At 67.7% G+C, this 24,641-nt stretch carries 22 protein-coding genes, 1 tRNA gene and 2 riboswitches; of the genes, 19 read left to right on the top strand and 4 right to left on the bottom strand.

The features are described 5' to 3' along the window. Positions 1-9 precede the first annotated feature (9 nt). A complete protein-coding gene (locus tag GGR43_RS04590; protein WP_188070752.1) occupies positions 10-306 on the bottom strand; it encodes a chorismate mutase in 297 nt (98 codons plus the stop codon). A gap of 234 nt (positions 307-540) precedes the next feature. Here GGR43_RS04590 and rpsD point away from each other — a divergent pair, with 234 nt between their 5' ends. After that, on the top strand, positions 541-1,155 hold the full coding sequence (gene rpsD, locus GGR43_RS04585) for a 30S ribosomal protein S4 (RefSeq protein WP_188070751.1): 615 nt from the start codon (positions 541-543) through the stop codon (positions 1,153-1,155). Here rpsD and GGR43_RS04580 read toward each other — a convergent pair. Together GGR43_RS04580 and GGR43_RS23495 are read right to left on the bottom strand one after the other, a co-directional pair. Beyond that, positions 1,143-1,574, bottom strand: coding sequence for a PIN domain-containing protein (locus tag GGR43_RS04580; RefSeq protein WP_188070750.1), 432 nt, complete (start codon positions 1,572-1,574; stop codon positions 1,143-1,145). The two genes, rpsD and GGR43_RS04580, sit on opposite strands and share 13 nt — an antisense overlap. Further along, positions 1,571-2,029 carry a DUF7662 domain-containing protein gene (locus tag GGR43_RS23495; protein WP_246343318.1) on the bottom strand — a complete coding sequence of 153 codons (459 nt, stop codon included), beginning with the start codon at positions 2,027-2,029 and terminating at the stop codon, positions 1,571-1,573. Before GGR43_RS23495 ends, GGR43_RS04580 begins: the two co-directional genes overlap by 4 nt. Positions 2,030-2,179: 150 nt before the next feature. On the opposite strand from GGR43_RS23495, the gene GGR43_RS04570 reads away from it, so the two are divergent. The 4 genes from GGR43_RS04570 (at position 2,180) to folK (ending at position 6,528) form a co-directional block, all read left to right on the top strand. Further along, the gene (locus GGR43_RS04570; protein WP_284278565.1) at positions 2,180-3,796 is read left to right on the top strand and encodes a M28 family peptidase; all 1,617 of its coding nucleotides are present in this window, start codon (positions 2,180-2,182) and stop codon (positions 3,794-3,796) included. A 220-nt stretch (positions 3,797-4,016) separates the two neighbouring features. Further along, entirely contained in the window at positions 4,017-5,033 is a 1,017-nt protein-coding gene (locus GGR43_RS04565; RefSeq protein ID WP_188070749.1) for an agmatine deiminase family protein, read from the top strand. Positions 5,034-5,127: 94 nt separating this feature from the next. Then, a complete protein-coding gene (aguB, locus tag GGR43_RS04560) occupies positions 5,128-5,988 on the top strand; it encodes an N-carbamoylputrescine amidase (RefSeq protein WP_188070748.1) in 861 nt (286 codons plus the stop codon). After that, positions 5,989-6,528 carry a 2-amino-4-hydroxy-6-hydroxymethyldihydropteridine diphosphokinase gene (folK, locus tag GGR43_RS04555; protein ID WP_188070747.1) on the top strand — a complete coding sequence of 180 codons (540 nt, stop codon included), beginning with the start codon at positions 5,989-5,991 and terminating at the stop codon, positions 6,526-6,528. Between the two features lie 33 nt (positions 6,529-6,561). Here folK and GGR43_RS04550 read toward each other — a convergent pair. Then, positions 6,562-6,637: transfer RNA gene (locus tag GGR43_RS04550), tRNA-Lys, on the bottom strand. Positions 6,638-6,857: 220 nt separating this feature from the next. On the opposite strand from GGR43_RS04550, the gene GGR43_RS04545 reads away from it, so the two are divergent. The 14 genes from GGR43_RS04545 (at position 6,858) to cobU (ending at position 24,606) form a co-directional block, all read left to right on the top strand. After that, the gene (locus tag GGR43_RS04545; protein ID WP_188070746.1) at positions 6,858-7,859 is read left to right on the top strand and encodes a ligase-associated DNA damage response exonuclease; all 1,002 of its coding nucleotides are present in this window, start codon (positions 6,858-6,860) and stop codon (positions 7,857-7,859) included. A gap of 2 nt (positions 7,860-7,861) precedes the next feature. Next, positions 7,862-9,451 (top strand): cisplatin damage response ATP-dependent DNA ligase, encoded by a 1,590-nt coding sequence (locus GGR43_RS04540; RefSeq protein ID WP_188070745.1) that lies wholly within the window; start codon positions 7,862-7,864, stop codon positions 9,449-9,451. 257 nt (positions 9,452-9,708) lie between these two features. Then, a riboswitch (cobalamin riboswitch) is annotated at positions 9,709-9,956 on the top strand. A 343-nt stretch (positions 9,957-10,299) separates the two neighbouring features. Next, a complete protein-coding gene (gene cobW / locus GGR43_RS04535) occupies positions 10,300-11,337 on the top strand; it encodes a cobalamin biosynthesis protein CobW (protein ID WP_188070744.1) in 1,038 nt (345 codons plus the stop codon). After that, complete coding sequence (cobN, locus tag GGR43_RS04530; RefSeq protein ID WP_188070743.1) at positions 11,337-15,074, top strand: cobaltochelatase subunit CobN; 3,738 nt, start codon at positions 11,337-11,339, stop codon at positions 15,072-15,074. The genes cobW and cobN overlap by 1 nt, the downstream gene beginning before the upstream one ends. Further along, on the top strand, positions 15,074-15,679 hold the full coding sequence (cobO, locus tag GGR43_RS04525) for a cob(I)yrinic acid a,c-diamide adenosyltransferase (RefSeq protein WP_188070742.1): 606 nt from the start codon (positions 15,074-15,076) through the stop codon (positions 15,677-15,679). Before cobN ends, cobO begins: the two co-directional genes overlap by 1 nt. 35 nt (positions 15,680-15,714) lie before the next feature. After that, a riboswitch (cobalamin riboswitch) is annotated at positions 15,715-15,908 on the top strand. Positions 15,909-16,061: 153 nt separating this feature from the next. Next, positions 16,062-18,011, top strand: a complete 1,950-nt coding sequence (locus GGR43_RS04520; protein ID WP_284278852.1) for a TonB-dependent receptor — start codon at positions 16,062-16,064, stop codon at positions 18,009-18,011. A 40-nt stretch (positions 18,012-18,051) separates the two neighbouring features. Next, the gene (locus GGR43_RS04515; protein WP_188070740.1) at positions 18,052-18,459 is read left to right on the top strand and encodes a DUF1636 domain-containing protein; all 408 of its coding nucleotides are present in this window, start codon (positions 18,052-18,054) and stop codon (positions 18,457-18,459) included. After that, positions 18,456-19,469, top strand: a complete 1,014-nt coding sequence (cobT, locus tag GGR43_RS04510) for a nicotinate-nucleotide--dimethylbenzimidazole phosphoribosyltransferase (RefSeq protein WP_188070739.1) — start codon at positions 18,456-18,458, stop codon at positions 19,467-19,469. Before GGR43_RS04515 ends, cobT begins: the two co-directional genes overlap by 4 nt. Then, positions 19,466-20,035 carry a histidine phosphatase family protein gene (locus GGR43_RS04505; protein ID WP_188070738.1) on the top strand — a complete coding sequence of 190 codons (570 nt, stop codon included), beginning with the start codon at positions 19,466-19,468 and terminating at the stop codon, positions 20,033-20,035. The genes cobT and GGR43_RS04505 overlap by 4 nt, the downstream gene beginning before the upstream one ends. Continuing rightward, on the top strand, positions 20,032-20,751 hold the full coding sequence (gene cobS / locus GGR43_RS04500; RefSeq protein WP_188070737.1) for an adenosylcobinamide-GDP ribazoletransferase: 720 nt from the start codon (positions 20,032-20,034) through the stop codon (positions 20,749-20,751). The genes GGR43_RS04505 and cobS overlap by 4 nt, the downstream gene beginning before the upstream one ends. Beyond that, entirely contained in the window at positions 20,748-21,725 is a 978-nt protein-coding gene (gene cobD, locus GGR43_RS04495) for a threonine-phosphate decarboxylase CobD (RefSeq protein WP_188070736.1), read from the top strand. Before cobS ends, cobD begins: the two co-directional genes overlap by 4 nt. Next, a complete protein-coding gene (gene cbiB, locus GGR43_RS04490) occupies positions 21,718-22,647 on the top strand; it encodes an adenosylcobinamide-phosphate synthase CbiB (protein ID WP_188070735.1) in 930 nt (309 codons plus the stop codon). Before cobD ends, cbiB begins: the two co-directional genes overlap by 8 nt. Next, positions 22,635-24,098, top strand: coding sequence for a cobyric acid synthase (locus tag GGR43_RS04485; protein WP_188070734.1), 1,464 nt, complete (start codon positions 22,635-22,637; stop codon positions 24,096-24,098). Before cbiB ends, GGR43_RS04485 begins: the two co-directional genes overlap by 13 nt. Continuing rightward, entirely contained in the window at positions 24,091-24,606 is a 516-nt protein-coding gene (gene cobU, locus GGR43_RS04480) for a bifunctional adenosylcobinamide kinase/adenosylcobinamide-phosphate guanylyltransferase (protein ID WP_188070733.1), read from the top strand. The genes GGR43_RS04485 and cobU overlap by 8 nt, the downstream gene beginning before the upstream one ends. Positions 24,607-24,641 lie beyond the last annotated feature (35 nt).

Raw genomic sequence — 24,641 nt, 5'->3', positions numbered from 1 at the left:
GAAGGCGGTTCAGGCCCGGAGGCGGTCGAACTCCGCCATCTCATAGCCGATGGACGCCTCCACCAGTTGCTCCCACAGCGCGGCGATCACCTCGGCGGGCGCGCCCAGCCTCTCCGCCTCGGCCCGCGCATTGGCGATGACCTGCGCCTTGCGCGCCTCGTCGCGGACATGGCCGCGCTCCGGCTTGATCCGGGCGGCGGCGCGCATATGGGCGAAGCGCTCGGCCAGCAACGCAACGAGCCGGCGGTCGATCCCGTCCACCCCGGCGCGCACCTGCTCCATCGTCTGATAGTCTTCCGCGTTCATGCCCGCCGCGTTAAAGCCCTTGTTCCCGCCTGTCGAGGGTTGACATCGGCCTTCCCATTCTTCATAGGCGCGCCTTCGCAATTGGCTCCGCATCCCGGTGAAGCGGTGGCCCTGCCCCTGAAACATGGCAAGCAGGCGATACCGGGGCCATTCACCTTCCCCGAAAAGTGGGAACCGGTTTTCGGATCAGGAAGGTGAACACAAACGTTAGAAGCAATTTGCAAAGGACATGTCATGACGAAGCGCACCAGCGCCAAGTATAAAATCGACCGCCGGATGGGCGAAAACATCTGGGGTCGCCCGAAAAGCCCGGTCAACAAGCGCGAATATGGCCCCGGCCAGCACGGCCAGCGCCGTAAGGGCAAGATGTCCGACTATGGCATTCAGCTGCGCGCCAAGCAGAAGCTGAAGGGCTATTATGGCGACATCACCGAGAAGCAGTTCAAGAAGAACTACACCGAAGCCTCGCGCATGAAGGGCGACACCGGCCAGAACCTGATCGGCCTGCTGGAACGCCGCCTCGACGCGGTCGTCTACCGCGCCAAGTTCGCGCCGACCATCTTCTCGGCGCGCCAACTCGTTTCGCACGGCCACATCTATGTGAACGGCGTGAAGTGCAACATCGCCTCGCGTCTGGTGAAGCCGGGCGACGAGATCACGCTGGGCAAGAAGGCCCGCGAAATGGCGCTGGTGCTGGAGGCGCAGAGCCTGCCGGAACGCGACATCCCCGATTATGTCGCGCCCGACGGCCCGGCCAAGGTCACCTACACCCGCGTTCCGGCGCTGGACGAAGTGCCCTATCCGGTGAAGATGGAACCGAATCTGGTCGTCGAATTCTATTCGCGCTGATCGCTTCGGCATCGAAAAGTTTCAGGAAAGGCGGCCCGCGGGTCGCCTTTTTTATTCACCTCATAAGCAATGCCGATTTTTTTCGCGGCATCGGCCAGCCTTCGATCGAAGGTCCACAGGCGAACGTCCTGGTTCAAAATGGTAGCCGCGAGCAAATTCACATCGACATAGCCGAGTCCAAGGCTGAAAAGCCGCCTTGCCTCGATGAATGAGAGGATTTCCTCCGTTTCGACAGAGGAAACCGAAGGCAAGAGCGACAAGTCTGCCAACGTCCGCCTTCGGTCCGAGATAGAGCCAAGCGCAAGCTCACCAATGATATAGGGATGGATCACCACTTCGGATCGCATGAGGCAATCCACCAGCTTTGGCTCTCCTTGCCTGAAATGCTGAACCCAAACAGACGTATCGGCAAGAATCATCCCTCACCCCGGCGGCGCGGAGCGATTTCCAGATCGGGGCTGCTACCGCCAAGCCTCGCCAGCCTCTTGGCAGCTTCCCTCTCAACCAAAGCCTTTACCCCTTCCCGATAGATGAGCTGTCGGTCTGTGGTACCGAGATAAAGACCGGCTCGACGCAATAAAGCCTCATCAGCCCGATCCTTCTCGATAATTTTTTCCGATACCGGTTGCCCGGCTCGCTCAAACTCTACAGTCTTGCTGCTCAGATCAAGATTCGCGGTTTTCCAACCCGCATCACGCCATGCAGTCGTTTGCGAATGGCCCCTTCCTTCCTGATTTGCCCACCACGCCTGATAGGTATAGGCACTTTTCGGCAAGGGACGCGCCAATATCCTCTCTATTTCCGAGAAACTTGCTTTCCAATGGGTTGAACGGAGATTTTTGAGATGGTTGCGCAAAGGTTCATATATACTCATCGCATTTCCTCCTTTATGATATATAGTGTATATCTTAGTATATATCAGCTCAATATATAAACTCCTCCCCTTGCCCTCCGCCCTTTCCGGTGCGACATTCCCGCTCTCACGAAAAGAGCAAGGGACTTTGTCGTGCGCATCACCACCTCCATATTGGCGCTGGCCCTGCTGGGCGGCGCATCCGGCGCGCAGGCGCAGGACATTTCCGTCGAGACGATGAAGGCCGTCACGCAGGAGCTTTCCTCCGATGCCTTCGAGGGCCGCGCGCCCGGTTCCCCCGGCGAGGAAAGGACCGTGGCCCTGCTGGAGCGCGAATTCGCGAAGGCGGGCCTCCAGCCCGGCAACAGGGGCAGCTGGGTGCAGGACGTGCCGCTGGTCGAGATCACCGCGAAGAACGTCACTCCGCTGATCTTCACCGGCGGCAGGACGCCGCTCTCCCTCGCCTATGGGCCGGAGATGGTCGCCGCGACCTATCGCATCACGCCCCATGTCGCGATCAAGGACAGCCCGGTCGTGTTCGTCGGCTATGGCATCAACGCGCCCGAAAAGGGCTGGAACGACTATGCGGGCCTCGACGTGAAGGGCAAGACCGTCCTCGTCCTCGTCAACGATCCCGACTATGCGATGGAGGGGCTGGACGGCCCGTTCAGCGGCCGGGCGATGACCTATTATGGCCGCTGGACCTATAAATATGAGGAAGCCGCACGGCAGGGCGCGGCCGCCGCGATCATCATCCACGACACCGTTCCCGCCGCCTATGGCTGGAACGTCGTGCAATCGAGCTGGACCGGCCCGCAACATGTCGCCGACGCCGCCAACGGCCATATGGACCAGAGCGAGGCGATCGGCTGGATCACGCTCGACAAGGCGCGCGAACTGATGGCGGGTGCGGGGCAGAATCTCGACGCGCTGATGGCGGCGGCGAAACGGCCCGGCTTCAAGGCCGTCGATCTGGGCGTGAAGGCCTCGCTTTCCTTCGACAACGCGATCGGCAGGCATCGGTCGAAGAACGTCATCGGCCTGCTGCCCGGCAAGGCCCGGCCGGACGAATATGTGCTCTACACTGCCCATTGGGATCATCTGGGCCGCTGCACCCCCGCGCCCGATGGCGACGACATCTGCAACGGCGCCATCGATAACGCGACCGGCACCGCCGCGCTCGTCGCGCTGGCGCAGGCCCATGCGAAGGCGGGCGCGGCCGACCGCAGCATCGTCTTCCTCGCGGTGACGGCGGAGGAATCGGGGCTGCTCGGCTCGGCCTATTATGCGGCGAACCCGGTCTTCCCGCTCGAAAAGACGGCGGGCGGCGTCAATATGGACGCGCTGTCCATGGCCGGCCTCGCCAGGAATGTGACGGTGATCGGCAAGGGCAAATCCGGCCTGGACGCCTATCTGGACCGTGCGCTGGCGAAGCAGAAGCGCGTCGCCAGCGCCGAACCGACACCGGAAAAGGGCTTCTACTACCGCTCCGACCATTTCAGCTTCGCCAAGCTCGGCGTGCCGATGGTCTATTTCGAGGGCGGCGAGGATCTGGTGAAGGGCGGCAAGACGGCGGGCCTGAAGGCCGCCGAGGACTATACCGCCAACCGCTATCACGGCCCGAAGGACGAATATGACCCCGGCTGGGACTGGACCGGCACGATGGCCGACCTGCGCCTCTATTACGACATAGGCCGCGCGCTCGCGACCACGCGGGACTGGCCCAACTGGGCAGAGGGCGACGAATTCCGCGCGATCCGCGACAGCAGCGCGGAGCGGCGGAAATAGGGGCTTTGCTGGCTTGCCCCTATCGTCACCCCAGCGCAGGATGGGGTCGCAGGCCCCGTGGCGCGCCGTCTCGACAGATGCCAGCCTGTGCTGGCATGACGTGACGGGGATGGCGGGAACGGGCCGAAATAAAGCGCCCATCCCGCCATCGCGGGGCTGTTCCGCACGGGCGGATCGGTTATAAGCGCGCCGCCTGCACAACAGCGAACGGAGCCTTCCCATGACCATCCGCATGCCCGCCGAATGGGAACCGCACGATTGGCTGTGGGTCGGCTTCCCGTGGAACGCCGACGAATGGGGCGGCGCGGAAACGCTCGCCCGCGCGCAGGCGCAGCTTGCCGCCTTCGCCGATGCGGTGCGCACCGGAGGCGGGGATGTGGGCAAGGGCGAGGAAGTGCGCCTCGTCTGCAATGACGAGGAAGGCGCCGCGCTAGCCCGCTCGCTGCTCCGCTCCGACGCCACCGTGCTGGTCGAACGGATCGGCGATGTCTGGCTGCGCGACACCGCGCCGCTCGCCGTCGAGCGCGGCGACGGCAGCCGCGCGCTCGCCGATTTCGGTTTCAACGGCTGGGGCGGCAAATATCAAATGCCGGGCGATGAGGATATCGGCGCGCGCCTCGCGGCGACGACCGGCCTCCCCTGCTCCACCATACCGCTGGTCTTCGAAGGCGGCGCGGTCGACACCGACGGCACCGGCCTGTTCGTCACCACCGAGCAATGCCTGCTCAACCCCAATCGCAACCCGACGCTGGAGCGGGAGCAGATCGAAACGCTGCTGGCGGGCAGCCTCGGCCTGTCCGACATGCTGTGGCTGGGCGACGGCCTCGTCAACGATCATACCGACGGCCATGTCGACAACCTCGCCCGCTTCGTCGCGCCGGGCGTTCTCGCCATCCCGCAGGCGACGGCGGCGGACGACCCCAACGCCGCCATCTATGCCGATGCGGCCGAGCGCGCCCGCGCCCATGGGCTGACGGTCGCGCCGATGCCCTCCCCCGGCCGCATAGAGGTCGACGGCGAGGTGATCCCGGCGAGCTATATGAATTTCCTCATCGCCAATGCGGTGGTGGTGGTGCCGGTCTATGGCGCGCCCAATGACGGGGCGATCCTCGATGCGCTGGCGCCCTTTTTCCCCGGCCGCGCCATTGTGCCGCTGGCCTCCGACGCCATATTGGCGGGCGGCGGCAGCTTCCACTGTACCAGCCAGCAAATGCCATCGGCACCGGCCCGGTTATAAGAACCGGACCAATGCCGATCTTCTTTGTTTGTCGTGATTTCCGAGTCAGCAAGGGACACTTGCTTTGAAATCACTCTAGCCGCGGATAAAGCCCATGACCAAAGTCACCGTCGCCGCGCTGCAACTCGCCTTCGGCGAGGACCGCGCCGAGAATATCGAGAAAGTGTCCGACGCCGTGCGCAAGGCCGCCGCGCGCGGGGCGAAGATCATCCTGCCGCCCGAACTGTTCGAAGGCCCGTATTTCTGTACGGTCGAGGACGAGGCGCTGTTCGCCCGCGCCCTGCCGCTCGCCGAGCATCCCGCCGTCGCGGCGATGCAGGAGCTGGCGAAGGACTTGCAGGTCTATATCCCGACCAGCTTCTTCGAGCGCGACGGCCAGCATCATTATAACAGCCTCGCGATGATCGACGACGCGGGCGAAATCATGGGCGTCTATCGCAAGAGCCATATTCCCGACGGGCCGGGCTATGAGGAGAAATATTATTTCCGCCCCGGCAATTCGGGCTTCAAGGTGTGGGAAACGCGCTACGGCACGATCGGCGTCGGCATCTGCTGGGATCAATGGTATCCCGAAACGGCGCGGATCATGGCGCTGATGGGCGCGGAGATGCTGTTCTTCCCGACCGCCATCGGTTCCGAGCCCTATGACGACAGCCTCGACACCAGCCGCATGTGGCGTCGCGCGATGGTCGGCCATGCGGTCAGCAACTGCATGCCCGTGATCGCCGCCAACCGCATCGGCACCGAGGGCGAAGGCGCGAGCGAGCAGAGCTTCTACGGCCACAGCTTCATCACCGACGAATGGGGCGATTTCGTCGCGGAGGTGGAAAACTGGCAGACCGGCGCGCTGGTCGCCACGCTGGATCTCGACCGCGCGCGCAAGCATCGCGCGGGCATGGGCTTCTTCCGCGACCGCCGCCCCGATCTCTACGGCCGTCTGGCGCAGGATATCTGATTGCCCCGTTCCGCGTCCCCGCCGGTCCGCCCGTCTGCCGGCCATGTCTATGCGATCGCGCTCGGCTCCAACCAGCCGCGCTCGCGCAGCCTGACGCCCAGGGCGCTGGTGGAGCAGGCGATGACGACACTGTCCCGCCCGCCCTTCCGCCTGCTCGCCCGCTCCCCAATCATCGAGACGCCGCCGATCGGCCCTTCGCTGCGGCGCTATGCCAATGCGGCGATCCTGATCGAGGCGGACGCCCTTGCGCCCGCCGAGATGCTGGCGTTGCTCAAGCGTATGGAGCGCGCCGCCGGACGCCGCCCCCGCCGCCGCTGGGGCGCCCGGCCGCTCGATCTCGACATAGTGCTGTGGAGCGGCGGCTGCTGGACCGGCCGCCTGCTCACCATCCCCCACCCGGCCTTCCGCGCGCGCGATTTCGTGCTGATCCCGCTCCGCAGCGTTGCGCCGCACTGGCGCGACCCGGTGAGCGGCCGCACGGTGACGCAGTTGCTGGCTCGACTCAAAAAGCCCAAGGCTTTGGAACCGAGGCGCGGCTGAGCCATCCATAACTCCGCAAGCTATCGAAGATGGTGGTGAGCCCTGCTGGATTCGAACCAGCGACCTACTGATTAAAAGTCAGTTGCTCTACCGACTGAGCTAAGGGCCCCTGAGGTCCGCCCGTGCGTACCGTTTCAGGAAGTAGGGTGCACCTAATGAGCATCCTGCGGCGGGTCAACCGGAAAAAGCGCGCGCGAAAAGCGGATATTCCGGCGGCGGTTGCTTCGCGGCACTCATCCGGCGGCTTGTGCGTTGATCGCCATTATCGCCTCCATCCTCCCTCCGGGTCGGGCGGGGACAGGGCGCGGACGAACGGGAGACATGCAGCTATGGCCGGTCCATCCTGGATTACACCGCTTGCCGACGGGCTGTATCTTCCCGGATGCGATGTCTGGATCGATCCGGCGCACGCGGTCGGGCGGGCGCTCGTCACCCATGGCCATGCGGATCATGCACGCGGCGGGCATGGGGAACTGTTCGCCACCCGTGAAACCGCGGCGATCATGGCGCTGCGCTACGGGGCGCCGGCAACCGTACATGAGGTCGCCCTGCGAGAGCCCATCGCGCTGGGCGACGGCGTCACCGCTACCTTCTTCCCGGCAGGGCATGTGCTGGGTTCCGCGCAGATCCTGCTTGAGCGTGGCGGCGAGCGCATCGTCGTCACCGGCGATTACAAGAGGCGCCATGACCCGACCTGCCTGCCGTTCGAACCGGTGGCCTGCGACATATTGATCACCGAGGCGACCTTCGGCCTGCCGGTGTTCGTGCATCCGCCGATCGAGGACGAGTTGGCCCGGTTGCTGGACGCGCGCGCCCGTCATCCCGATCGCTGCGTGCTGGTCGGCGCCTATGCGCTGGGCAAGGCGCAGCGCCTCATCGCCGAGTTGCGTCGCGGCGGATATGACCGCCCCGTCTTCCTGCACGGCGCCCTCACCCGGATGTGCGAGCTGTACGCCGCCTTCGGCGTCGACCTCGGCATGCTGGAAAATGTGGAGGGAAAGAGCAAGGCGGATCTGGCCGGTCAGATCATCCTGTGCCCACCGTCCGCGCTCAAGGACCGGTGGAGCCGGCGCATGCCCGATCCGATCACCGCCATGGCGTCGGGCTGGATGCGGGTGCGCCAGCGGGCGGTGCAGCGCAATGTCGAGCTGCCGCTCGTCATTTCCGATCATGCCGACTGGAAGGAGCTGACCGGCACCATAACCGAGCTGGCCCCTGCGGAAATCTGGGTCACCCATGGCCGCGAGGACGCGCTGGTGCACTGGTGCCGGACGCGGCAATTGCGGGCCCGCGCGCTCGATCTGGTCGGCTATGAGGATGAGGACGATTGAGCATGAAGGCGTTCAGCGCATTGTTGACCAGCTTGATCTACACACGGTCGCGCAACGACAAGATCGACCTGCTCGCGCGCTATCTGCACGACACTCCGGACCCGGACCGGGGATGGGCCCTGGCCGCGCTGACCGGCGGGCTCGATTTCCCCGCCGTCAAATCCGCCGCCATCCGCAAGATGGTGGAGGAGCGCGTCGACCCGGTGCTGTTCGCTCTCTCGCGCGATTATGTCGGCGACACGGCGGAGACGGCCAGCCTGCTGTGGCCCGGAGCTTCCGCGCCGGAGCCCGCGCCGAGCCTGTCGGAGGCGGTGGCGGCGCTCGGCGCGATGACGCGGGCGAGCGTCGGGCAGGACCTCGCCGCATTGCTCGACCGGCTGGATGAGAATGGCCGCTTCGCCCTGCTGAAGATGGCCACCGGCGGCATGCGCATCGGCATATCCGCCCGACTGGCGAAACTGGCTTTCGCCCAGGCTTTCGGCGTCGATATCGGCGAGGTCGAGGAAATGTGGCATGTGTTGACGCCACCCTATGCCGCCCTGTTCGACTGGGCAGCGCGGAACGAGGCGAAGCCGGATACCAACGCCCTGCCCGTCTATCGGCCCTTCATGCTCGCCGTTCCGCTTGAGGGGCGCATGCTGACGCTGGCGGATTTCGCCGTGGAGTGGAAATGGGACGGCATCCGGGTTCAGATCGTCCATGCCGCCGGAGAAACCCGGCTCTACAGCCGGGGCGGCGACGACATCACCCATGGCTTTCCGGAGATCACCGGTGACTTCCACTATCCCGCGGTGCTGGATGGAGAACTGCTGGTCCGCGGCTCGCATCAGGGCGGCGCCGAGGGCGGCGCGGCAAGCTTCAATGCGCTTCAGCAGAGACTGGGGCGCAAGACGGTTCCGGCCCGCATGCTGGAGGACTATCCGGCCTTCGTCCGGCTGTACGACGTGCTGGTGGACGGGGACGAGGATATGCGGCCGCTGCCCTGGGCGGCGCGGCGCCTTCGTCTGGAACAGGTGGTGGAGCGGCTGCCGGCGGACCGCTTCGACCTGTCGGCGCTGATCGAGGCCGAGGATTTCGACGGGTTCGCCCTGTTGCGCGACAGCGCGCGCGACGCGGCGATCGAGGGGCTGATGCTCAAGCGCCGGGATAGCCCCTATGTCGGCGGGCGGCGCACCGGGCTGTGGTATAAATGGAAACGCGATCCGCTCACCGCCGACTGCGTGCTGATGTATGCGCAGCGCGGATCGGGCAAGCGGTCGAGCTTCTATTCCGATTATACCTTCGGCTGCTGGACCGCCCCGCCGGAAGAAGGCGGCGAAATCGTGCCGGTGGGCAAGGCCTATTCGGGCTTTACCGACGAAGAATTGAGGTGGCTCGACAGCTTCGTGCGGAAAAACACGGTCGGCCGCTTCGGGTCCGTCCGCGAAGTCGCAAAGACGCTGGTGCTGGAGGTGGCCTTCGATTCCATCCACGCGAGCAAGCGGCATAAATCGGGGCTGGCCATGCGCTTCCCCCGCATCGCCCGCATCAGAAGGGACAAGCCGGCCAGCGAAGCGACGCAGCTCAGCGAGATGCTGGCGCTGGTGATTTGAGGGGCGGTGCGAGTGCTCTTCCCGGCCGCGCATTTGCTTGGGGAGGACCGAAATCTTTTGCGCAGGCCGGCGGACTGAATGGCGCCATCGGCCCGCACGATTATGAGGCGCTCGACGCCTCCATCGTCAAGACCATCGTGCCCGAAGCCATAGCGGCTGCCTGACCGGCCCCGCCGCATAAGGGGCGGATGCCACAATCTCCGATTGGATTCCTGCGCGATTCGCATTATGAGCGCGCGAGAGCGGGCGCTGACGCGCTTGCTCATGATCGCGCCGGTGCCTCGGAAGAGGCTTAAAACGGGAAGGCGGTGCGGATGGTCCTTTGGGGGATTGTCCAAGTCCGCAGCTGTCCCTGCAACTGTAAGCGGCGAGCGCGATGCACATCGCTTCCCTCCATTGAGGGCGGCAGCCACTGGGCCGGACGCTAAGTCATGCGAGGCCTGGGAAGGCGTGCATCAAGCCCTGACCCGCAAGCCAGGAGACCTGCCGGCGTCATGGTCGCTCTTGCCTGGGTCCAGGGGATGGTCGAGGCACGGTGAACTCCGTCTGAGCGACGAACCGTTGCGGCTGGGGCCGCAGGGTCAGTGCCGCGCGGACGAATTGCGCCCGTCCGCCAGGCTCGGACCGACCGTTCGCTCGCCTGCCCGGCTTCTCGTCGGGCATCGACCCGCCGGTTGCCCCGCTTGCCGCCAGTTGCTCGGCGCCGGGGGAATTTCCTTGAAACAGACAGAAGAACGCGCCGTTGGCGAGCGCCTGCGCGCGACGATCGGGAGAGGCGGCGGCCGGGTCCTGCCCCGGCGCACGGCTTTCGACCGCGCGCCCATTGAAATCGCAGAAGGAGAAGACGCATGAGCAAGGTGCCCACCACCGTCATCACCGGCTTCCTTGGCGCGGGCAAGACCACGCTCATCCGCCATCTGCTCGCTCATGCGAAGGGCCGCCGGCTCGCGCTCGTCATCAACGAATTCGGCGATGTCGGCGTCGATGGAGAGCTGGTGAAGGGCTGCAACGACGCGGCCTGCCCGGAGGAGGATATCGTCGAGCTGGCCAATGGCTGCATCTGCTGCACCGTAGCGGACGACTTCCTGCCAACGATGCAGAAACTGCTCGACCGGCCCAGCCCGCCCGATCACATTATCATCGAGACGAGCGGCCTCGCCTTGCCCAAGCCGCTGGTGAAGGCATTCCAATGGCCCGACATCCGCACCCGCGCGACGGTGGACGGGGTGGTCGCGCTGATCGATGCCGATGCGGTGGCGGCGGGGCGCTTCGCCACCGACGAAGCGGCGCTGGCGGCCGCGCGCGCGGCGGACCCCAATCTCGACCATGACAGCCCGCTGGAGGAATTGTTCGAGGATCAGCTGGCCTGCGCCGACATGGTGGTGCTCAACAAGACCGATCTGGTCGACGCCGCCACGCTGGCGCGGGTCGAGGCGCAGGTCGATGCGGAAACCCGGCCGGGCGTAAAGATCGTGCGCGCCGATCATGGCGCGGTCGATATCGCCGCACTGCTCGGCATCACCGCCGCCGCCGAAGACGATCTCGACGCGCGCCCCTCCCACCATGAGGCGGAGGGCGAGGATCATGACCATGACGATTTCGACAGCTTCGTAGTGAACGGCGCGGAAGCGGCGGACGTGGACGCCCTCGTCTCGCGGCTGGGCGAGCTGATCGCCGCGCATGACGTGCTGCGCGTCAAGGGCATGGTCGCGGTGGCGGGCAAACCCGTCCGCCTCGTCGTGCAGGCGGTCGGCCCGCGCATCCAGCATTTCTATGATCGCGGCTGGCTGGCCGGGGAAGCGCGCCGCACGCAACTGGTGGTGATCGGCCAGAAGGGGCTGGACCGCGCCGCCATCGAGGCCGGGCTGGAAGGCGTCATCGGCTGATGCACCTGCTGTCCGCCACGCCCGGCACCATCTCCAGCGGAGAGGAGGCGATCGACCTCGATCAGCCGCCGGGCGATATCGTCATCCTGACGGTGGCGGACAGCGAGCTGGCCTGCTTCGCCAAGGCGGCGGCGCGGCTGGGCGAAGGCGCGCCCCCAGAAAATACCCCAAGCGTCCGCCTCGCCAACCTGCTCCAGCTTCGCCATCCCTATTCGATCGACCTCTATGTCGAAAAGGTGATCGCGAAGGCGCGGTTCGTCTGCGTCATCCTGCTCGGCGGCAAGAGCTATTGGCCCTATGGCGTGGACGAGATCGCGCGGGTGGCGCGGGAACGGGGCATCGCCTTTGCCGCCATCGCCGACGGGCGGGAGGCGGACCCGGCGCTGGACACCGCCTCCACCGTGGCGGCGGAGGCGCGCGAGCGGCTGCGCGATTATCTGCGGCAGGGGGGCACGGCCAATGCGCTTTCCTTCCTGCGCACCGCCGCGCGGCTGATCGGCACGGATGCGGGCGTGCCCGACGACCCGGTGCCCGTTGCCGATGCGGGCCTCTATCTTTCCGGCGTCGAGCGGCCCGGCCTCGCCGACCTTCGCGCGCGCTGGCGGGACGGCGCGCCGGTGGCGCTGCTGGTCTTTTATCGCGCGTTGATGGTCGCGGGCACGCTCGATGCCGTCGATGCGATGGCGGACGCGCTGGCGGAGCGCGGGTTCAATGTAGCCGCTGTCCATGTCCGCGCGCTGCGGGAGCCGTTCGCGATCGACTGGCTGGGCAGCCTGCTGGGCGGGATCGTGCCGGACGTGATCGTCAACGCGACCAGCTTCGCCGCCTCTTCCTCCGGCGATCCGCGCACGCCCGGCATTTTGGAGCGCGCCGACTGCCCGATCCTTCAGGTCGCCTTCGCGGGCGTGGAGGAGGCCGACTGGCAGGCGGCGGCGCGCGGCCTCGGCCCGCGCGATCTGGCGATGAACGTCGCGCTGCCGGAGGTGGACGGACGACTCTTCACCCGCGCGGTCGCGTTCAAGGCGACGGAGCGCTTCGACGAGGTGACGCAGTGCGGCATCGTCGTGCCGAAGGTCGCGCCGGACCGGGTCGCCTTCGTCGCCACCCTCGCCGCCAATTGGGCAAGACTGCGGCGCACGCCCGCGCGGGAGCGGCGCATCGCGCTGGTCCTCGCCAACTATCCCAATCGCGACGGGCGGATCGGCAATGGCGTCGGCCTCGACACGCCGGAAAGCGCGGCGGCCATCCTCTCGGCACTGAAAGGCGCGGGCTATGATGTCGGCGCGGCGCCGATGGACGGCGCGGGCCTGATGCGCCTGATGACCGGCGGCGTGACCAACGCCCTCGCCTCGCTCGACCGGCCCGGCGAGGTCGCGCTGCCATTGGCCGACTATGAGGCCGCCTTCGCCACCATCCCCGATACCGCCCGCCGCGCGATGCTGGACCGCTGGGGCGAGCCGGGGGGCGATCCCTTCGTGCGCGACGGAGCCTTCCACCTCGCCGTCCATCGCTTCGGCAACATCGCGCTCGCGGTGCAGCCCGCGCGCGGATACAATATCGATCCCAGGCAAAGCTATCACGACCCGGCGCTGCCGCCGCCCCACGCCTACCTCGCCTTCCATATCTGGCTGGAGCGGCATTTCGGCACGCAGGCGCTGGTCCATATCGGCAAGCACGGCAATCTCGAATGGCTGCCGGGCAAGGCGGTGTCGCTGTCGCGGGACTGCTTCCCGGAGATATGCGCGGGGCCGCTGCCCCAGCTCTATCCGTTCATCGTCAACGACCCCGGCGAGGGCACGCAGGCGAAGCGGCGGATCGGCGCGGTGATCATCGACCATCTTACCCCGCCGCTGACGCGCGCCGAAAGCTATGGCCCGCTCAAGCAGCTCGAAGCGCTGGTCGATGAATATTATCTCGCCGCCGGAATGGATCCGCGCCGGATCGAGCGGCTGCGGCGCGACATACTCGACCTCGCGCGCTCGCAGGGGCTGGACAAGGATGCGGGCGCGCTCGGCGATGATGACGACGCCCTCTCCGCCATCGACAATTATCTGTGCGAACTCAAGGAATTGCAGATTCGCGACGGCCTCCACATCTTCACCCGCTCGCCGGAGGGGCGGCTGCGGCGCGACCTGCTCGTCGCGCTGGCGAGGGCGCCGCGCGGGCTGGATCATGACGGGCAGGCCTCGCTGCTGCGGGCGCTGGCCGGGGATCTGGCGCTCGGCTTCGATCCGCTCGATTGCCGCATGGGCGACCCCTGGGACGGGCCAAGGCCGGAGCGACTGGCCACGCTCTCCGCCGATCCGTGGCGCAGCCATGGCGACACGGTCGAGCGGCTGGAACTGCTCGCGGCGGAACTGGTCGACGGCGCCACCCCGCCCGGCCCCAAAAGCGCCGCCGTCCTCGCCGCAATCAGCGACGACCTCGCCCCGCGCATCGACCGCTGCGGCGCGCGGGAGGGGGAAGCCCTGCTCGCCGGGCTGGACGGGCGCTTCGTCCTGCCCGGCCCCTCCGGCGCGCCGACGCGCGGGCGGCCCGACGTGCTGCCCACGGGCCGCAATTTCTATTCGGTCGACACCCGCGCCGTCCCCACCGCCGTCGCATGGGAACTGGGCCGCAAGTCGGCGCAGCTTCTGGTCGACGATTATCTCCAGCGCGAGGGCGACTATCCCAGGGCGGTCGCCCTGTCCGCCTGGGGCACGGCCAACATGCGCACCGGCGGCGACGACATCGCACAGGCGCTGGCGCTGATGGGCGTGCGCCCGCGCTGGGAATGGACCTCCGGGCGCGTGGTCGGCTTCGAGATCATGACCGTCACCGAACTGGGCCGCCCTCGCGTGGACGTGACCTTCCGCGTCTCCGGCTTCTTCCGCGACGCCTTCCCCGAACAGATCGACCTGATCGACAGCGCCGCCCGCGCGGTGATGGCGCTCGATGAGCCGGAGGAGGACAACCCCGCCGCCGCCCGCCATCGCGCCGAGATCGCGAAGCTGGTCGAGGGCGGGGAGGACGCCGCCCTCGCCCGCCGCCGCGCGGGTGCGCGGGTGTTCGGATCGAAGCCGGGGGCCTATGGCGCGGGCTTGCAGGCGATGATCGACGAGCGGATATGGCATGACCGCGCCGACCTCGCGAATGTCTATCTCGACTGGGGCGGCTATGCCTATGGTTCCGGCGTCGAGGGCGATGCCGAGCGCACCCTGTTCGCCGCCCGCCTGACGGACGCCGACGCGGTGATCCAGAACCAGGACAATCGCGAGCACGACCTGCTCGACAGCGACGATTATTATCAGTTCGAGGGCGGCATCGCGGCCGCCGTGGAGCATCTGAAGGGCAAGGCCCCGCGCAGCTATCACAACGACCACAGCCGCCCGGAACGCCCCGTCATCCGCACGCTGGAGGACGAGATCGGCCGCATCGTGCGCGGGCGCGTCACCAACCCCAAATGGATCGCGGGCGTGATGCGCCACGGCTACAAGGGCGCGTTCGAGATCGCCGCCTCGGTCGATTATCTCTTCGCCTTCGCCGCCACCACCCATGCGGTGAAGGACCATCATTTCGACGCCGTCCACGCCGCCTTCATCGAGGACGAGGCAGTGCGCGCCTTCATGGCCCGCGCCAACCCCGCCGCGCTGCGTGAAACCGCCGCGCGCCTCGCCGAGGCGCTGGAGCGCGGGCTGTGGAAACCCCGATCGAACAGCGCGGGCCTGTTGCTCGCCCAACTTGCGGAGAAGGACTGATGGCCGAACGGACCGACGAACAGCATAATGAGAAGATGAAGAAGAAGCAGGCCGCGCATGAGAAGATCATGGCGAACAAGACGATCGAGAAGGGCCTGCTGATCGTCCACACCGGCAAGGGCAAGGGCAAGACCACCGCCGCGCTCGGCATGGTGGTGCGCGCCATCGGCCATGGCAGGAAGGTCGGCGTCGTCCAGTTCGTCAAGGGCGCGATGACCACCGGCGAGAAGGCGGTGTTCGACGCCTTCCCCGCCAATGTCGAGTTCCGGCCGATGGGCGAGGGCTTCACCTGGGACACGCAGGATCGCGCCCGCGACATCGCCCTCGCCCGCACGGCGTGGGAGGAGGTGAAGCGGATGATCGCCGACCCGTCCTACGACATGGTGCTGGCCGACGAGCTCAACATCGTGCTGCGCTACGACTATCTGCCGGTCGACGAGGTGGTGGAGGCGCTGACCGCCCGCGCGCCGATGAAGCATGTGATCGTCACCGGCCGCAACGCCCCTGACGCGCTGGTCGAGGCCGCCGATCTCGTCACCGAGATGACGCTGATCAAGCACCCGTTCCGTTCGGGGGTCAAGGCGCAGGCGGGGATCGAGTTTTGACGACGATCCGATTGACGCGATGCAGCATGCGCATTATCCGGTGTGCAGCGACAGGTTCCCCCTGACCGGGGATTAAAACGGGAACGGGGTTCGAGACCCCGGCTGCCCCTGCAACTGTGAGCGGATAGCCTCGTGCCACATGCCATTGGGATCATCGCAATCCCGAGAAGGCGGCACCAACCGGCGATGACCCGCGAGCCAGGAGACCTGCCTTTCGCCGTCGTCCTTCGCGCGGACAGGGTGTGCCGGGCGGACGGGGGTGAACCCGCGTGACGACAGGTCCGGGCCTCGCGCATCGTGCGCGAAGCGTGTCGTCGCGCCTTTCCGGCACGGCGTCCCGCTTCCGCAAGAGCGCAAGCCCTTGTCGTGAGGTGTTCGCTTGGTGTTGCCCAGATATGGTTCCGCATTCCTCTCCCTTCTCCTCTGTCCTCCCGCATTCGCGTCCGACGATGCCGATGCCGAAGCGGGCGCCGGGGCGGATACCGCCGCGATCCTCGTGACGGCCACGCGCGTGGCCACGCCCGTCGATCAGGTGCCCGCGTCGGTGACGGTGCTCGACAGGAGCGCCATCGACCGCGCGCAGGACATCGGCATGACCGAATTGCTGCTGCGCACGCCGGGCGTCAGCATGAGCCGCAACGGCGGTTACGGCACGGCGACGTCGCTGCGGATTCGCGGCGCGGAAGCCGGGCAGACGGTGGTGGTGATCGACGGCGTGAAGCTCAACGATCCCTCCAACGCGGACGGCAGCTATAATTTCGCGAACCTGCTGGTCGGCGATGCCGCGACGGTCGAGGTGCTGCGCGGCCCGCAGTCGATCCTCTGGGGCAGTCAGGCGATAGGCGGCGTGGTCAATGTCGTGACGGCACGACCGGCGCGCGCCCTCGAAGGCAGCTTCGATGTCGAGGCCGGTTCACGCCAGACCGTCAGCGCCCGCGCGGCGCTGGGTGGCAGGAGCGGCCCGGTGACATGGCGTCTCGGCGCGCAGAGTTTCACGACCGACAGCATTTCCGCGATCAGCCCCGCCTTTAATGGGAAGGAGGCGGACGGCTATCGAAACCGCGCCGCGCAGGGCCGGGTGGAAATCGCCCTTGCGAGCAATATCGCCGCCGATTTTCACGCCTATTATTCCCGCGCCCGCACGGAGTTCGACGATACCACCGCGGACAGCCCGGCCTATGCGTTGAACCGGGAATTCGTCGGCTATGCCGGGTTGACGGCGGATTTGCTCGACGGGCGGTTCCGCAACCGCTTCGGCTATGGCTATACCGAAACCGACCGCGACAATTACGATCCCCGTCGCGCCCGCGCGCAGACATTCGATGCCAATGGCCGGAACGAGCGCCTCGAATATCAGGGCAGTTTCGCGATCTCGGACAGGGTGACGGCGCTGTTCGGAGCCGAAAACGAAAAGTCCCGCTTCCGCAGCGTCTCGCCATCGGGTTCGCTGTCGACACCGATCCCGGCGCCCGCGCGCGGCGAAGCCGAACTGACCGGCTTCTACGCGCAGTTGAGCGTGCGGCCGCTCTCCGGCCTGACGCTCAATGGCGGGGTGCGCCATGACGATCATAACCGCTATGGCGGTAAGACGCTGTTCTCGGCGGGCGGCGTCTGGACCCTGCCGACCGGAACCGCGATCCGCGCCAGCTATGGCGAAGGGTTCAAGGCGCCGACGCTCTACCAGCTGTTCAGCGAATACGGCAATACGACGCTGGAGCCGGAACGCGCCCATGGCTGGGAAGCCGGTCTGGAACAGCAGCTGTTCGACCGCCGCTTCGCCATGGGCGCGGCATGGTTCGAGCGGACAACGACACAACAGATCGTTTACAATCCATGCTCGTCCGCGCCGGATCCCATGCTCTGCCTGCAACCGGGGACGACTATCGCCCGCGCGGGCTATTACGCCAATGTCGCGCGGGCTGAAGCTCATGGCGTCGAAGCGCGCGCGGCCCTGTCATTGGGCGCGCTGACAGTGGACGGCAACTATAGCTGGACCGTCGCGGAGGACCGTTCCGCCGGCAGCGCGACATTCGGCAAATGGCTGCCCCGCCGCCCGCGCCACATGGCGAACGGTTCGATCGGCTATGCATTGCCTATCGGCCTCGATCTGGGCGCGGCGGTTCGCTGGTCCGGCGCAGCCTATGACAATGCCTCCAACTCCATCCGCCTCGCGCCCTATACGCTGGTCGACTTGCGCGCCGAATACAGGGCCGGACCGCAGATGCGGCTGTTCGCGCGCGTCGAGAACCTGTTCGACAAGGAATATATGACCGCCTGGCGCTACGGCACGCCCGGCCGCAGCATCCATGCCGGCATCCGGGGGAGATTCTGATGGACGCACATGATCATCGCTTCGTTCGTGAGGAGGCCCGATGCTCACGCCTGTAAGCAATGGTCCCGCCGTGGTCGCGTGCAGCACCTGCCGCCATTCGGCGGAAGCGCGCGACGATGCGGAGGGGATGCGCGGCGGCGCGCGGCTTGCCGAGGCGCTGCGCACCGTGCGGGAAACGGACCCGCGCTATGCGGCCATCGCGGTGCAGGAGATGCCCTGCCTCTTCGCCTGCAAGGACTTCTGCACCGTGCATCTACGCGCGCCCGGCAAGGTCAGCTATGTGCTCGGCCGCTTCACGCCGGATGAGGAGGCGGCACGCGCGATCCTCGATTATGCAGCCCATTATACCGCCAGCAAATTTGGCCGGGTGCCTTTCTCCGACTGGCCGGAAGGCGTGAAGGGCCACTTCATCACCCGATCGCCGCCGGAAGGATTTGTCGCCACATGAGCTTTGCCACCATTGCCGATTTCGACGCCGCGCTGGCCGACCTGTCCCGCCCCGACGAAGCGGCGACCGCCGCCGCGCGGGCACGGCAGGCGGTGCTGACCAAGCCCGCCGGGTCGCTGGGGCGGCTGGAGGACATCGCGCTGTTCCTCGCCGGGTGGCAGAGGCGCAAGCGTCCGGTGCTGGACCGGGCGCGCGCAGTCGTCTTTGCCGGGAACCACGGCATCGCGACACGGGGCGTCAGCGCCTTTCCGGCGGATGTCACCGCCCAGATGGTGGCGAACTTCGCGAACGGCGGCGCGGCCATCAATGCGCTGGCTGACGCGGCGGGTCTGGACCTGCATGTCGTGCCGCTCGATCTGGACCGGCCGACGCAGGATTTCACGCAAGGCCCGGCAATGAGCGAGGCCGACTGTCTGGCGGCGCTCTCAGCCGGGGCAGAGACGGTCGAACCCGGCCTTGACCTGTTCGTTCCCGGCGAGATGGGCATCGGCAACAGCACGGCGGCGGCGGCGCTCTGCGCGCGGTCGTTCGGCGGCACCGTCGCCGATTGGGTCGGCCCCGGCACCGGGCTGGATGCGGCCGGTGTCCGGCACAAGCTGGCAGTGATCGAAACGGCGCTGGCCTTTCACGCCGATGCGCCGCTTACCCCGTTCGAGACGCTGCGCCGCCTCGGCGGGCGGGAGATCGCCGCCATGGCCGGCGCGATCCTGCGCGCCCGGCAGCTGCGGGTGCCGGTGGTGCTCGACGGCTTCATCTGTTGCGCGGCGATCGCTCCGCTGGCGGCGGCGATACCGGCGATCACCGATCACTGCCTTGCCGGGCATTGCTCGGCCGAGCCGGGGCATGTCCGGCTGCTGGAGCGGCTCGGCCTCGATCCGTTGCTGCGCCTCGGCATGCGGCTGGGCGAAGGCAGCGGCGCGACGGTGGCCGTGCAGATCGTCCGTGCAGCGCTGGCAACGCACAACGGCATGGCAACCTTTGCCGAAGCCGGGGTGAGCGGCGGCGCATGAGCGGCTTCCTGCTCCACTTGCTGCGCCATGGCGCACCGGAACAGCCGGGCCTGCTGATGGGCCGCACGGATGGTGCGCCCTGCCCCACGGGCATAGCCGCCTGCGTGGAACAGGTGGCGGAGATACCCTTCGCCGCCATCGTGGCGTCGGACCTCGGCCGCGCCTCGGCGGCGGCGCAAGCAATCGGCGCGCAACGGGCCTTGCCCGTTACGGTCGATCCGCGCTGGCGGGAACTGGATTTCGGCGCATGGGATGGGCTGGCCCCGGCGGCGATCGACAACGACGCCATGGGACGCTTCTGGAACGATCCCGACGCCTGCCCACCGCCTCAGGGGGAGCGCTGGTCGGCGCTCACCGCGCGGGTGTCGGACGCGCTCGACACCCTGCCCGCGCGCGACACGCTGATCGTCACCCATGGCGGGGCGATCCGCGCCGCGCTGGCGGTGCTGTTTGGCTTCGACCAGCGCCACCTCTGGGCGTTCGACCTGCCCTATGGCGCGCTGCTTTCCCTGCGCGTCTGGCGCGGCACGCCGCGTTCCGCGCAGATCATGGGGCTATGGCCATGAAAGGGCTTGTCGTCGCGCTCCAGTTCCTCACCCGCCTGCCGACGCCGCGCATCGCCGTATCCTCCGACGAATTCGCCGCATCGATGCGCTGGTTCCCGGCGGCGGGCGCGATCGTCGGCCTGATCGTCGCGGGCGGCGGCTGGCTGGGCGGGCGGACCGATCCATGGATCGGCGCGCTCATCGCGCTGCTGCTGTGGACCGGCGTCACCGGTGCACTCCACCTCGACGGGCTGGCCGACATCGCCGACGCCAGCGGCGCCGCGCACAAGGACCGGGAACGACTGCTCGCCGTGCTGGCCGACCCGCATGTCGGCAGTTTCGGCGCGGTTGCAGTGGCCCTGCAACTGCTCGCCAAGCTGGTGCTGCTGCACGCGGCGATCGATCAGGGACAGGTCGCGGCGATCGCCTGCATTCCCTTCGCCGCGCGGATCGGCCCATTGGTCTGGAGCCGCTGGCTGCCGCCGCTGCATGAAGGGCTCGGCGCCCGCTTTCGGGGCGCGGTCCGCCCGATCGACCTCGCGCTGTGGGCCGCCGCACTGCTGGTCGCGGCGTGGTTCTTTCCAACTTTTCTCGTCGTCCTCCTGTTCTTCGCCTTATGGGGCTGGTGGATTTTACGGCGGATCGGCGGCATTTCGGGCGACGGCCATGGCGCGGGAATCGAGATCGGCGAAACCCTGCTGCTGCTGGCGCTGACCGCAAGCGGAAGCACCGCATGAAGCCGCGCTGGACATGGCATGGCGGCGGCGTTGCTGCGGCACGGGCGCATTTCGGCGGACAGGACTGGCTCGATCTTTCGACCGGGATCAATCCCTATTCCTGGCCGGGTGCATCCAGTGTGGAAGTGAACTGGCGCCGCCTGCCCGAAGAGGACGATCTGCGCACGCTGGAGGCCACCGCCGCCGCCCATTTCGGCGCGGACCCGGATCATGTCTGCGCACTGCCCGGCACAGAAATCGGACTGCGCCTGATCGGCGACCTGCTTCCCGGCCCGGCGCGCCACCTCGCCCCCGGCTACCGCACCCATGGCGAAGTGATGGAAGGCGGCATGCCGGTCGCCCGTGCGCAGTTGGCCGACGCCGACGGCGCAACGTTGATTCTCGCCAACCCGAACAATCCCGATGGCCGCCTGCTGACGCGCGCCACGCTGCTCGACCTGCTCGACCGGCGCGGCGCGACAGGCTGGCTGGTGGTGGACGAGGCCTTTGCCGACTGCCACCCCGCGCACAGCCTTGCCGCAGAGGTGGCGGAAGACCGGCGCCTGCTGATCTTCCGCTCGTTCGGCAAATTCTTCGGGCTGGCGGGGGTGCGGCTCGGCTTCCTGATCGGCCCGCGCGCCATGGTGGCGCGGCTGCGCGAGCGGCTGGGCGCCTGGCCGGTCTCCGCCGCCGCCATCGCCATCGGCACGGCGGCCTATCGCGACGAGGCATGGATCGCCGCGACCCGCGCGCGGCTGGCCTGCGAAGCGGAAACGCTCGACCGCGTCCTCATCCGCCACGGCCATCGGCTCGCCGGGGCCTGCCCGCTGTTCCGGCTGATCGAGACAGATGACGCGATGGCGCTCTTCGAACAGCTGGCGCGGCAGGCGATCCTCACCCGCCCCTTCGAGGACAATCCCGGCTGGCTGCGTATCGGCCTGCCCGGCGGCGAGGCGGCGCTGGCGCGGCTGGAAGAGGCGCTCGACCATGGCTGAGCCGGTGGCGCTGGCGGCATTGATGCTGGATGCGGCATTCGGTTGGCCCCGCGCGCTACACGCCCGCATCGGCCACCCGGTCGGCCTGTTCGCGCGCGTGATCGAAGGCTGCGAGCGGCGCTGGAACCGTCCGGCCCTCCCCGCCGCCGCCCGCCGCCTGCTGGGCATCGCCACCGTGGCGATCCTGCTCGGCGTGGCGGGCGGCAGCGGCTGGCTGCTCGCGCGCGGCGCCGACACGCTCGGCTGGTTCGCGACCGCCCTGCTCGCCTGGCCCGCGCTGGCCCAGCGCAGCCTGTACGATCATGTCCGCCCGGTCGCCGATTGCCTGCGCCGGGACGATCTGACGGGCGCGCGGCAGGCCGTAGCGATGATCGTCGGGCGCGATATCGAAGAACTCGACGAAAGCGGGGTCGCCCGCGCGGCGATAGAAAGCCTTGCCGAAAGCTTCTGCGACGGGGTGACCGCGCCGCTGTTCTGGCTGCTGGCGGGCGGCCTGCCCGGCATCTGGGTCTATAAGGCGGTCAACACCGCCGACAGCCTGATCGGCCATCGCGAGGAGCGCTGGCGCGCTTTCGGCTGGACGGCGGCGCGGCTCGACGATCTGATGAACCTTATCCCGGCGCGGATCGGCGGCGCGCTGATCTGCCTCGCCGGGCGCGGCGGCTGGCGCGTGATGTGGCGCGATGCGCGGCGGCACGCCTCGCCCAATGCGGGCTGGACCGAGGCGGCGATGGCGGGCGCGCTCGGCCTTCGCCTCGCCGGGCCGATCGCCTATGACGGGGTGATGCAGGACAAGGAGTGGATCGGCGAGGGCCGCGCCACAGCGACCGCCGGCGACATAGACCGCGCGCTGCGGATCTATGTCGGGGTCTGCCTGCTGCTATGGCTGACTGCGGGGGGAGTGGCGATATGGGCGCGCTGATGCTGCAAGGCACCGGGTCGGATGTCGGCAAGTCGGTGCTGGTCGCCGGGCTGTGCCGCGCCTTCGCCAATCGCGGGCTTTCGGTGCGTCCGTTCAAGCCGCAGAACATGTCGAACAACGCCGCCGTCACCGTCGACGGCGGCGAAATCGGCCGGGCGCAGGCGTTGCAGGCGCTCGCCTGCCGGGTGGAACCGCATACCGACATGAACCCGGTGCTGCTGAAGCCGCAGGCCGACCACACTTCGCAGCTCATCGTGCACGGCCATGTGCGGGGCACGCTCGGCGGCGGCAATTTCCGCGAGAAGCGCGGCTCGCTCCTGCCCGAAGTGCTGGAAAGCTGGCGGCGCCTGCGCGCGCACTGCGACATCGTGGTGGTCGAGGGCGCCGGCTCCCCCGCCGAGATCAACCTGCGCGCGGGAGACATCGCCAATATGGGGTTCGCCCGCGCCGCCGATGTGCCGGTCGTGCTGGTCGGCGATATCGACCGGGGCGGCGTCATCGCCGCGCTGGCGGGAACGCGCGCGGTGCTCGACCCCGCCGACGCCGCGATGATCCGGGGCTTCGTCATCAACAAGTTCCGGGGCGATCCGGCCCTGTTCGCGGACGGCTATCGCCAGATCGAGGCGCTGTCGGGCTGGCGCGGCTTCGGCGTCGTGCCCTGGCTTCCCCCCGCCGCGCGCCTGCCCAGCGAGGACGCGGTGGTGCTGGAACGCCCGGCCCATGACAACGCGGGGAAACTGAAGATCGCCTGCCCGATCCTGCCACGCATCGCCAATTTCGACGATCTCGATCCGCTCAAGGCGGAAAGCGCGGTCGAACTGGCGATGGTGCCGCCGGGCCAGCCGATTCCGGCCGATTGCGCGCTGATCGTCCTGCCCGGTTCCAAGGCGACGATCGCCGACATGGCCGCGCTGCGCGATCAGGGGTGGGATATCGACATCCTCGCGCATCATCGGCGTGGGGGCAGGATCCTCGGCATATGCGGCGGCTACCAGATGCTGGGCCGGCGCATATCCGACCCGCACGGCATCGAGGGGCCGCCGGGCGAGGTAGCGGGTCTGGGGCTGCTCGATTGCGAGACGGTGCTGACGCCGCGCAAGGCGCTGCGGCGGGTCGAAGGCGTGGCGCTCGGCCGGCGCTTCGCCGGTTTCGAAATGCATATGGGAGAGACGTCGGGCGCCGACTGCGCCCGTCCGTTCGCCATGCTGGCGGATTCGCATCCCGATGGCGCGCTGAGCGCCGACGGCCGCGTGATGGGCAGCTATGTCCATGGCGCATTTTCCGGCACCGGCCTGCGCGCGGCGCTGCTGGAGACGCTGGGCGGCCGGTCCGATGGCCATGACCACGCGGTAACGGTCGATGCCGCTCTCGACGCCATCGCCGCCGAACTCGAAACCCATCTCGATATGGACGGCCTGCTCCGGCTCGCCAGGGGAGAAAATCATGCCTAGCCTGTTCGTGATCGGCGGCGCGCGCTCCGGCAAGAGCCGCTATGCGCAGGAACGGGCCGAAACGACCGGCCTTTCCCCGATGTTCATCGCGACGGCACAGGCCTATGACGATGAGATGCGCGAGCGCATCGCCCGGCATCAGGCCGATCGCGGCCCGGAATGGCAAACGGTCGAAGCCCCGCTCGATCTCGCCCAGACCATCAAGGCGCACGGCGCGCCCGACCGGGTGGTGCTGGTCGATTGCCTGACCTTGTGGGTCAGCAACCTGATGCTGGCCGAGCGGGACATTGCGGCCGCGACCGGAGATTTGGCCGAGGCGCTGGGCGGCGCCAAAGGCCCGGTCATTCTCGTCGCCAATGAGGTCGGGCTGGGCATCGTGCCCGACAATGCGCTGGCCCGCCGGTTTCGGGACGCGGCCGGGATCGTCAACCAGAAGGTCGCGGCGCTTGCCGACGAAGTGCAATTCCTCGCGGCGGGCCTTCCCCTCACCCTGAAGCAGAATCGATAATCGGGACGCGGCTTGCAATCGGCGGCGCTTGGGCC

Source organism: Sphingobium jiangsuense, from assembly GCF_014196495.1.
Lineage (GTDB): Bacteria > Pseudomonadota > Alphaproteobacteria > Sphingomonadales > Sphingomonadaceae > Sphingobium > Sphingobium jiangsuense.
Note: the sequence above shows the minus strand (reverse complement) of the source record. Positions and strands in the feature narration are given on the sequence as shown.

Excerpts from the sequence above, each read along its gene's own strand:
- GGR43_RS04590 (WP_188070752.1), bottom strand. The coding sequence starts at position 306 with ATGAACGCGGAAGACTATCAGACGATGGAGCAGGTGCGCGCCGGGGTG.
- rpsD (WP_188070751.1), top strand. The coding sequence starts at position 541 with ATGACGAAGCGCACCAGCGCCAAGTATAAAATCGACCGCCGGATGGGC.
- GGR43_RS04580 (WP_188070750.1), bottom strand. The coding sequence starts at position 1,574 with ATGATTCTTGCCGATACGTCTGTTTGGGTTCAGCATTTCAGGCAAGGA.
- GGR43_RS23495 (WP_246343318.1), bottom strand. The coding sequence starts at position 2,029 with ATGAGTATATATGAACCTTTGCGCAACCATCTCAAAAATCTCCGTTCA.
- GGR43_RS04565 (WP_188070749.1), top strand. The coding sequence starts at position 4,017 with ATGACCATCCGCATGCCCGCCGAATGGGAACCGCACGATTGGCTGTGG.
- aguB (WP_188070748.1), top strand. The coding sequence starts at position 5,128 with ATGACCAAAGTCACCGTCGCCGCGCTGCAACTCGCCTTCGGCGAGGAC.
- GGR43_RS04545 (WP_188070746.1), top strand. The coding sequence starts at position 6,858 with ATGGCCGGTCCATCCTGGATTACACCGCTTGCCGACGGGCTGTATCTT.
- GGR43_RS04540 (WP_188070745.1), top strand. The coding sequence starts at position 7,862 with ATGAAGGCGTTCAGCGCATTGTTGACCAGCTTGATCTACACACGGTCG.
- cobW (WP_188070744.1), top strand. The coding sequence starts at position 10,300 with ATGAGCAAGGTGCCCACCACCGTCATCACCGGCTTCCTTGGCGCGGGC.
- cobN (WP_188070743.1), top strand. The coding sequence starts at position 11,337 with ATGCACCTGCTGTCCGCCACGCCCGGCACCATCTCCAGCGGAGAGGAG.
- cobO (WP_188070742.1), top strand. The coding sequence starts at position 15,074 with ATGGCCGAACGGACCGACGAACAGCATAATGAGAAGATGAAGAAGAAG.
- GGR43_RS04515 (WP_188070740.1), top strand. The coding sequence starts at position 18,052 with ATGCTCACGCCTGTAAGCAATGGTCCCGCCGTGGTCGCGTGCAGCACC.
- cobT (WP_188070739.1), top strand. The coding sequence starts at position 18,456 with ATGAGCTTTGCCACCATTGCCGATTTCGACGCCGCGCTGGCCGACCTG.
- GGR43_RS04505 (WP_188070738.1), top strand. The coding sequence starts at position 19,466 with ATGAGCGGCTTCCTGCTCCACTTGCTGCGCCATGGCGCACCGGAACAG.
- cobS (WP_188070737.1), top strand. The coding sequence starts at position 20,032 with ATGAAAGGGCTTGTCGTCGCGCTCCAGTTCCTCACCCGCCTGCCGACG.
- cobD (WP_188070736.1), top strand. The coding sequence starts at position 20,748 with ATGAAGCCGCGCTGGACATGGCATGGCGGCGGCGTTGCTGCGGCACGG.
- cbiB (WP_188070735.1), top strand. The coding sequence starts at position 21,718 with ATGGCTGAGCCGGTGGCGCTGGCGGCATTGATGCTGGATGCGGCATTC.
- GGR43_RS04485 (WP_188070734.1), top strand. The coding sequence starts at position 22,635 with ATGGGCGCGCTGATGCTGCAAGGCACCGGGTCGGATGTCGGCAAGTCG.
- cobU (WP_188070733.1), top strand. The coding sequence starts at position 24,091 with ATGCCTAGCCTGTTCGTGATCGGCGGCGCGCGCTCCGGCAAGAGCCGC.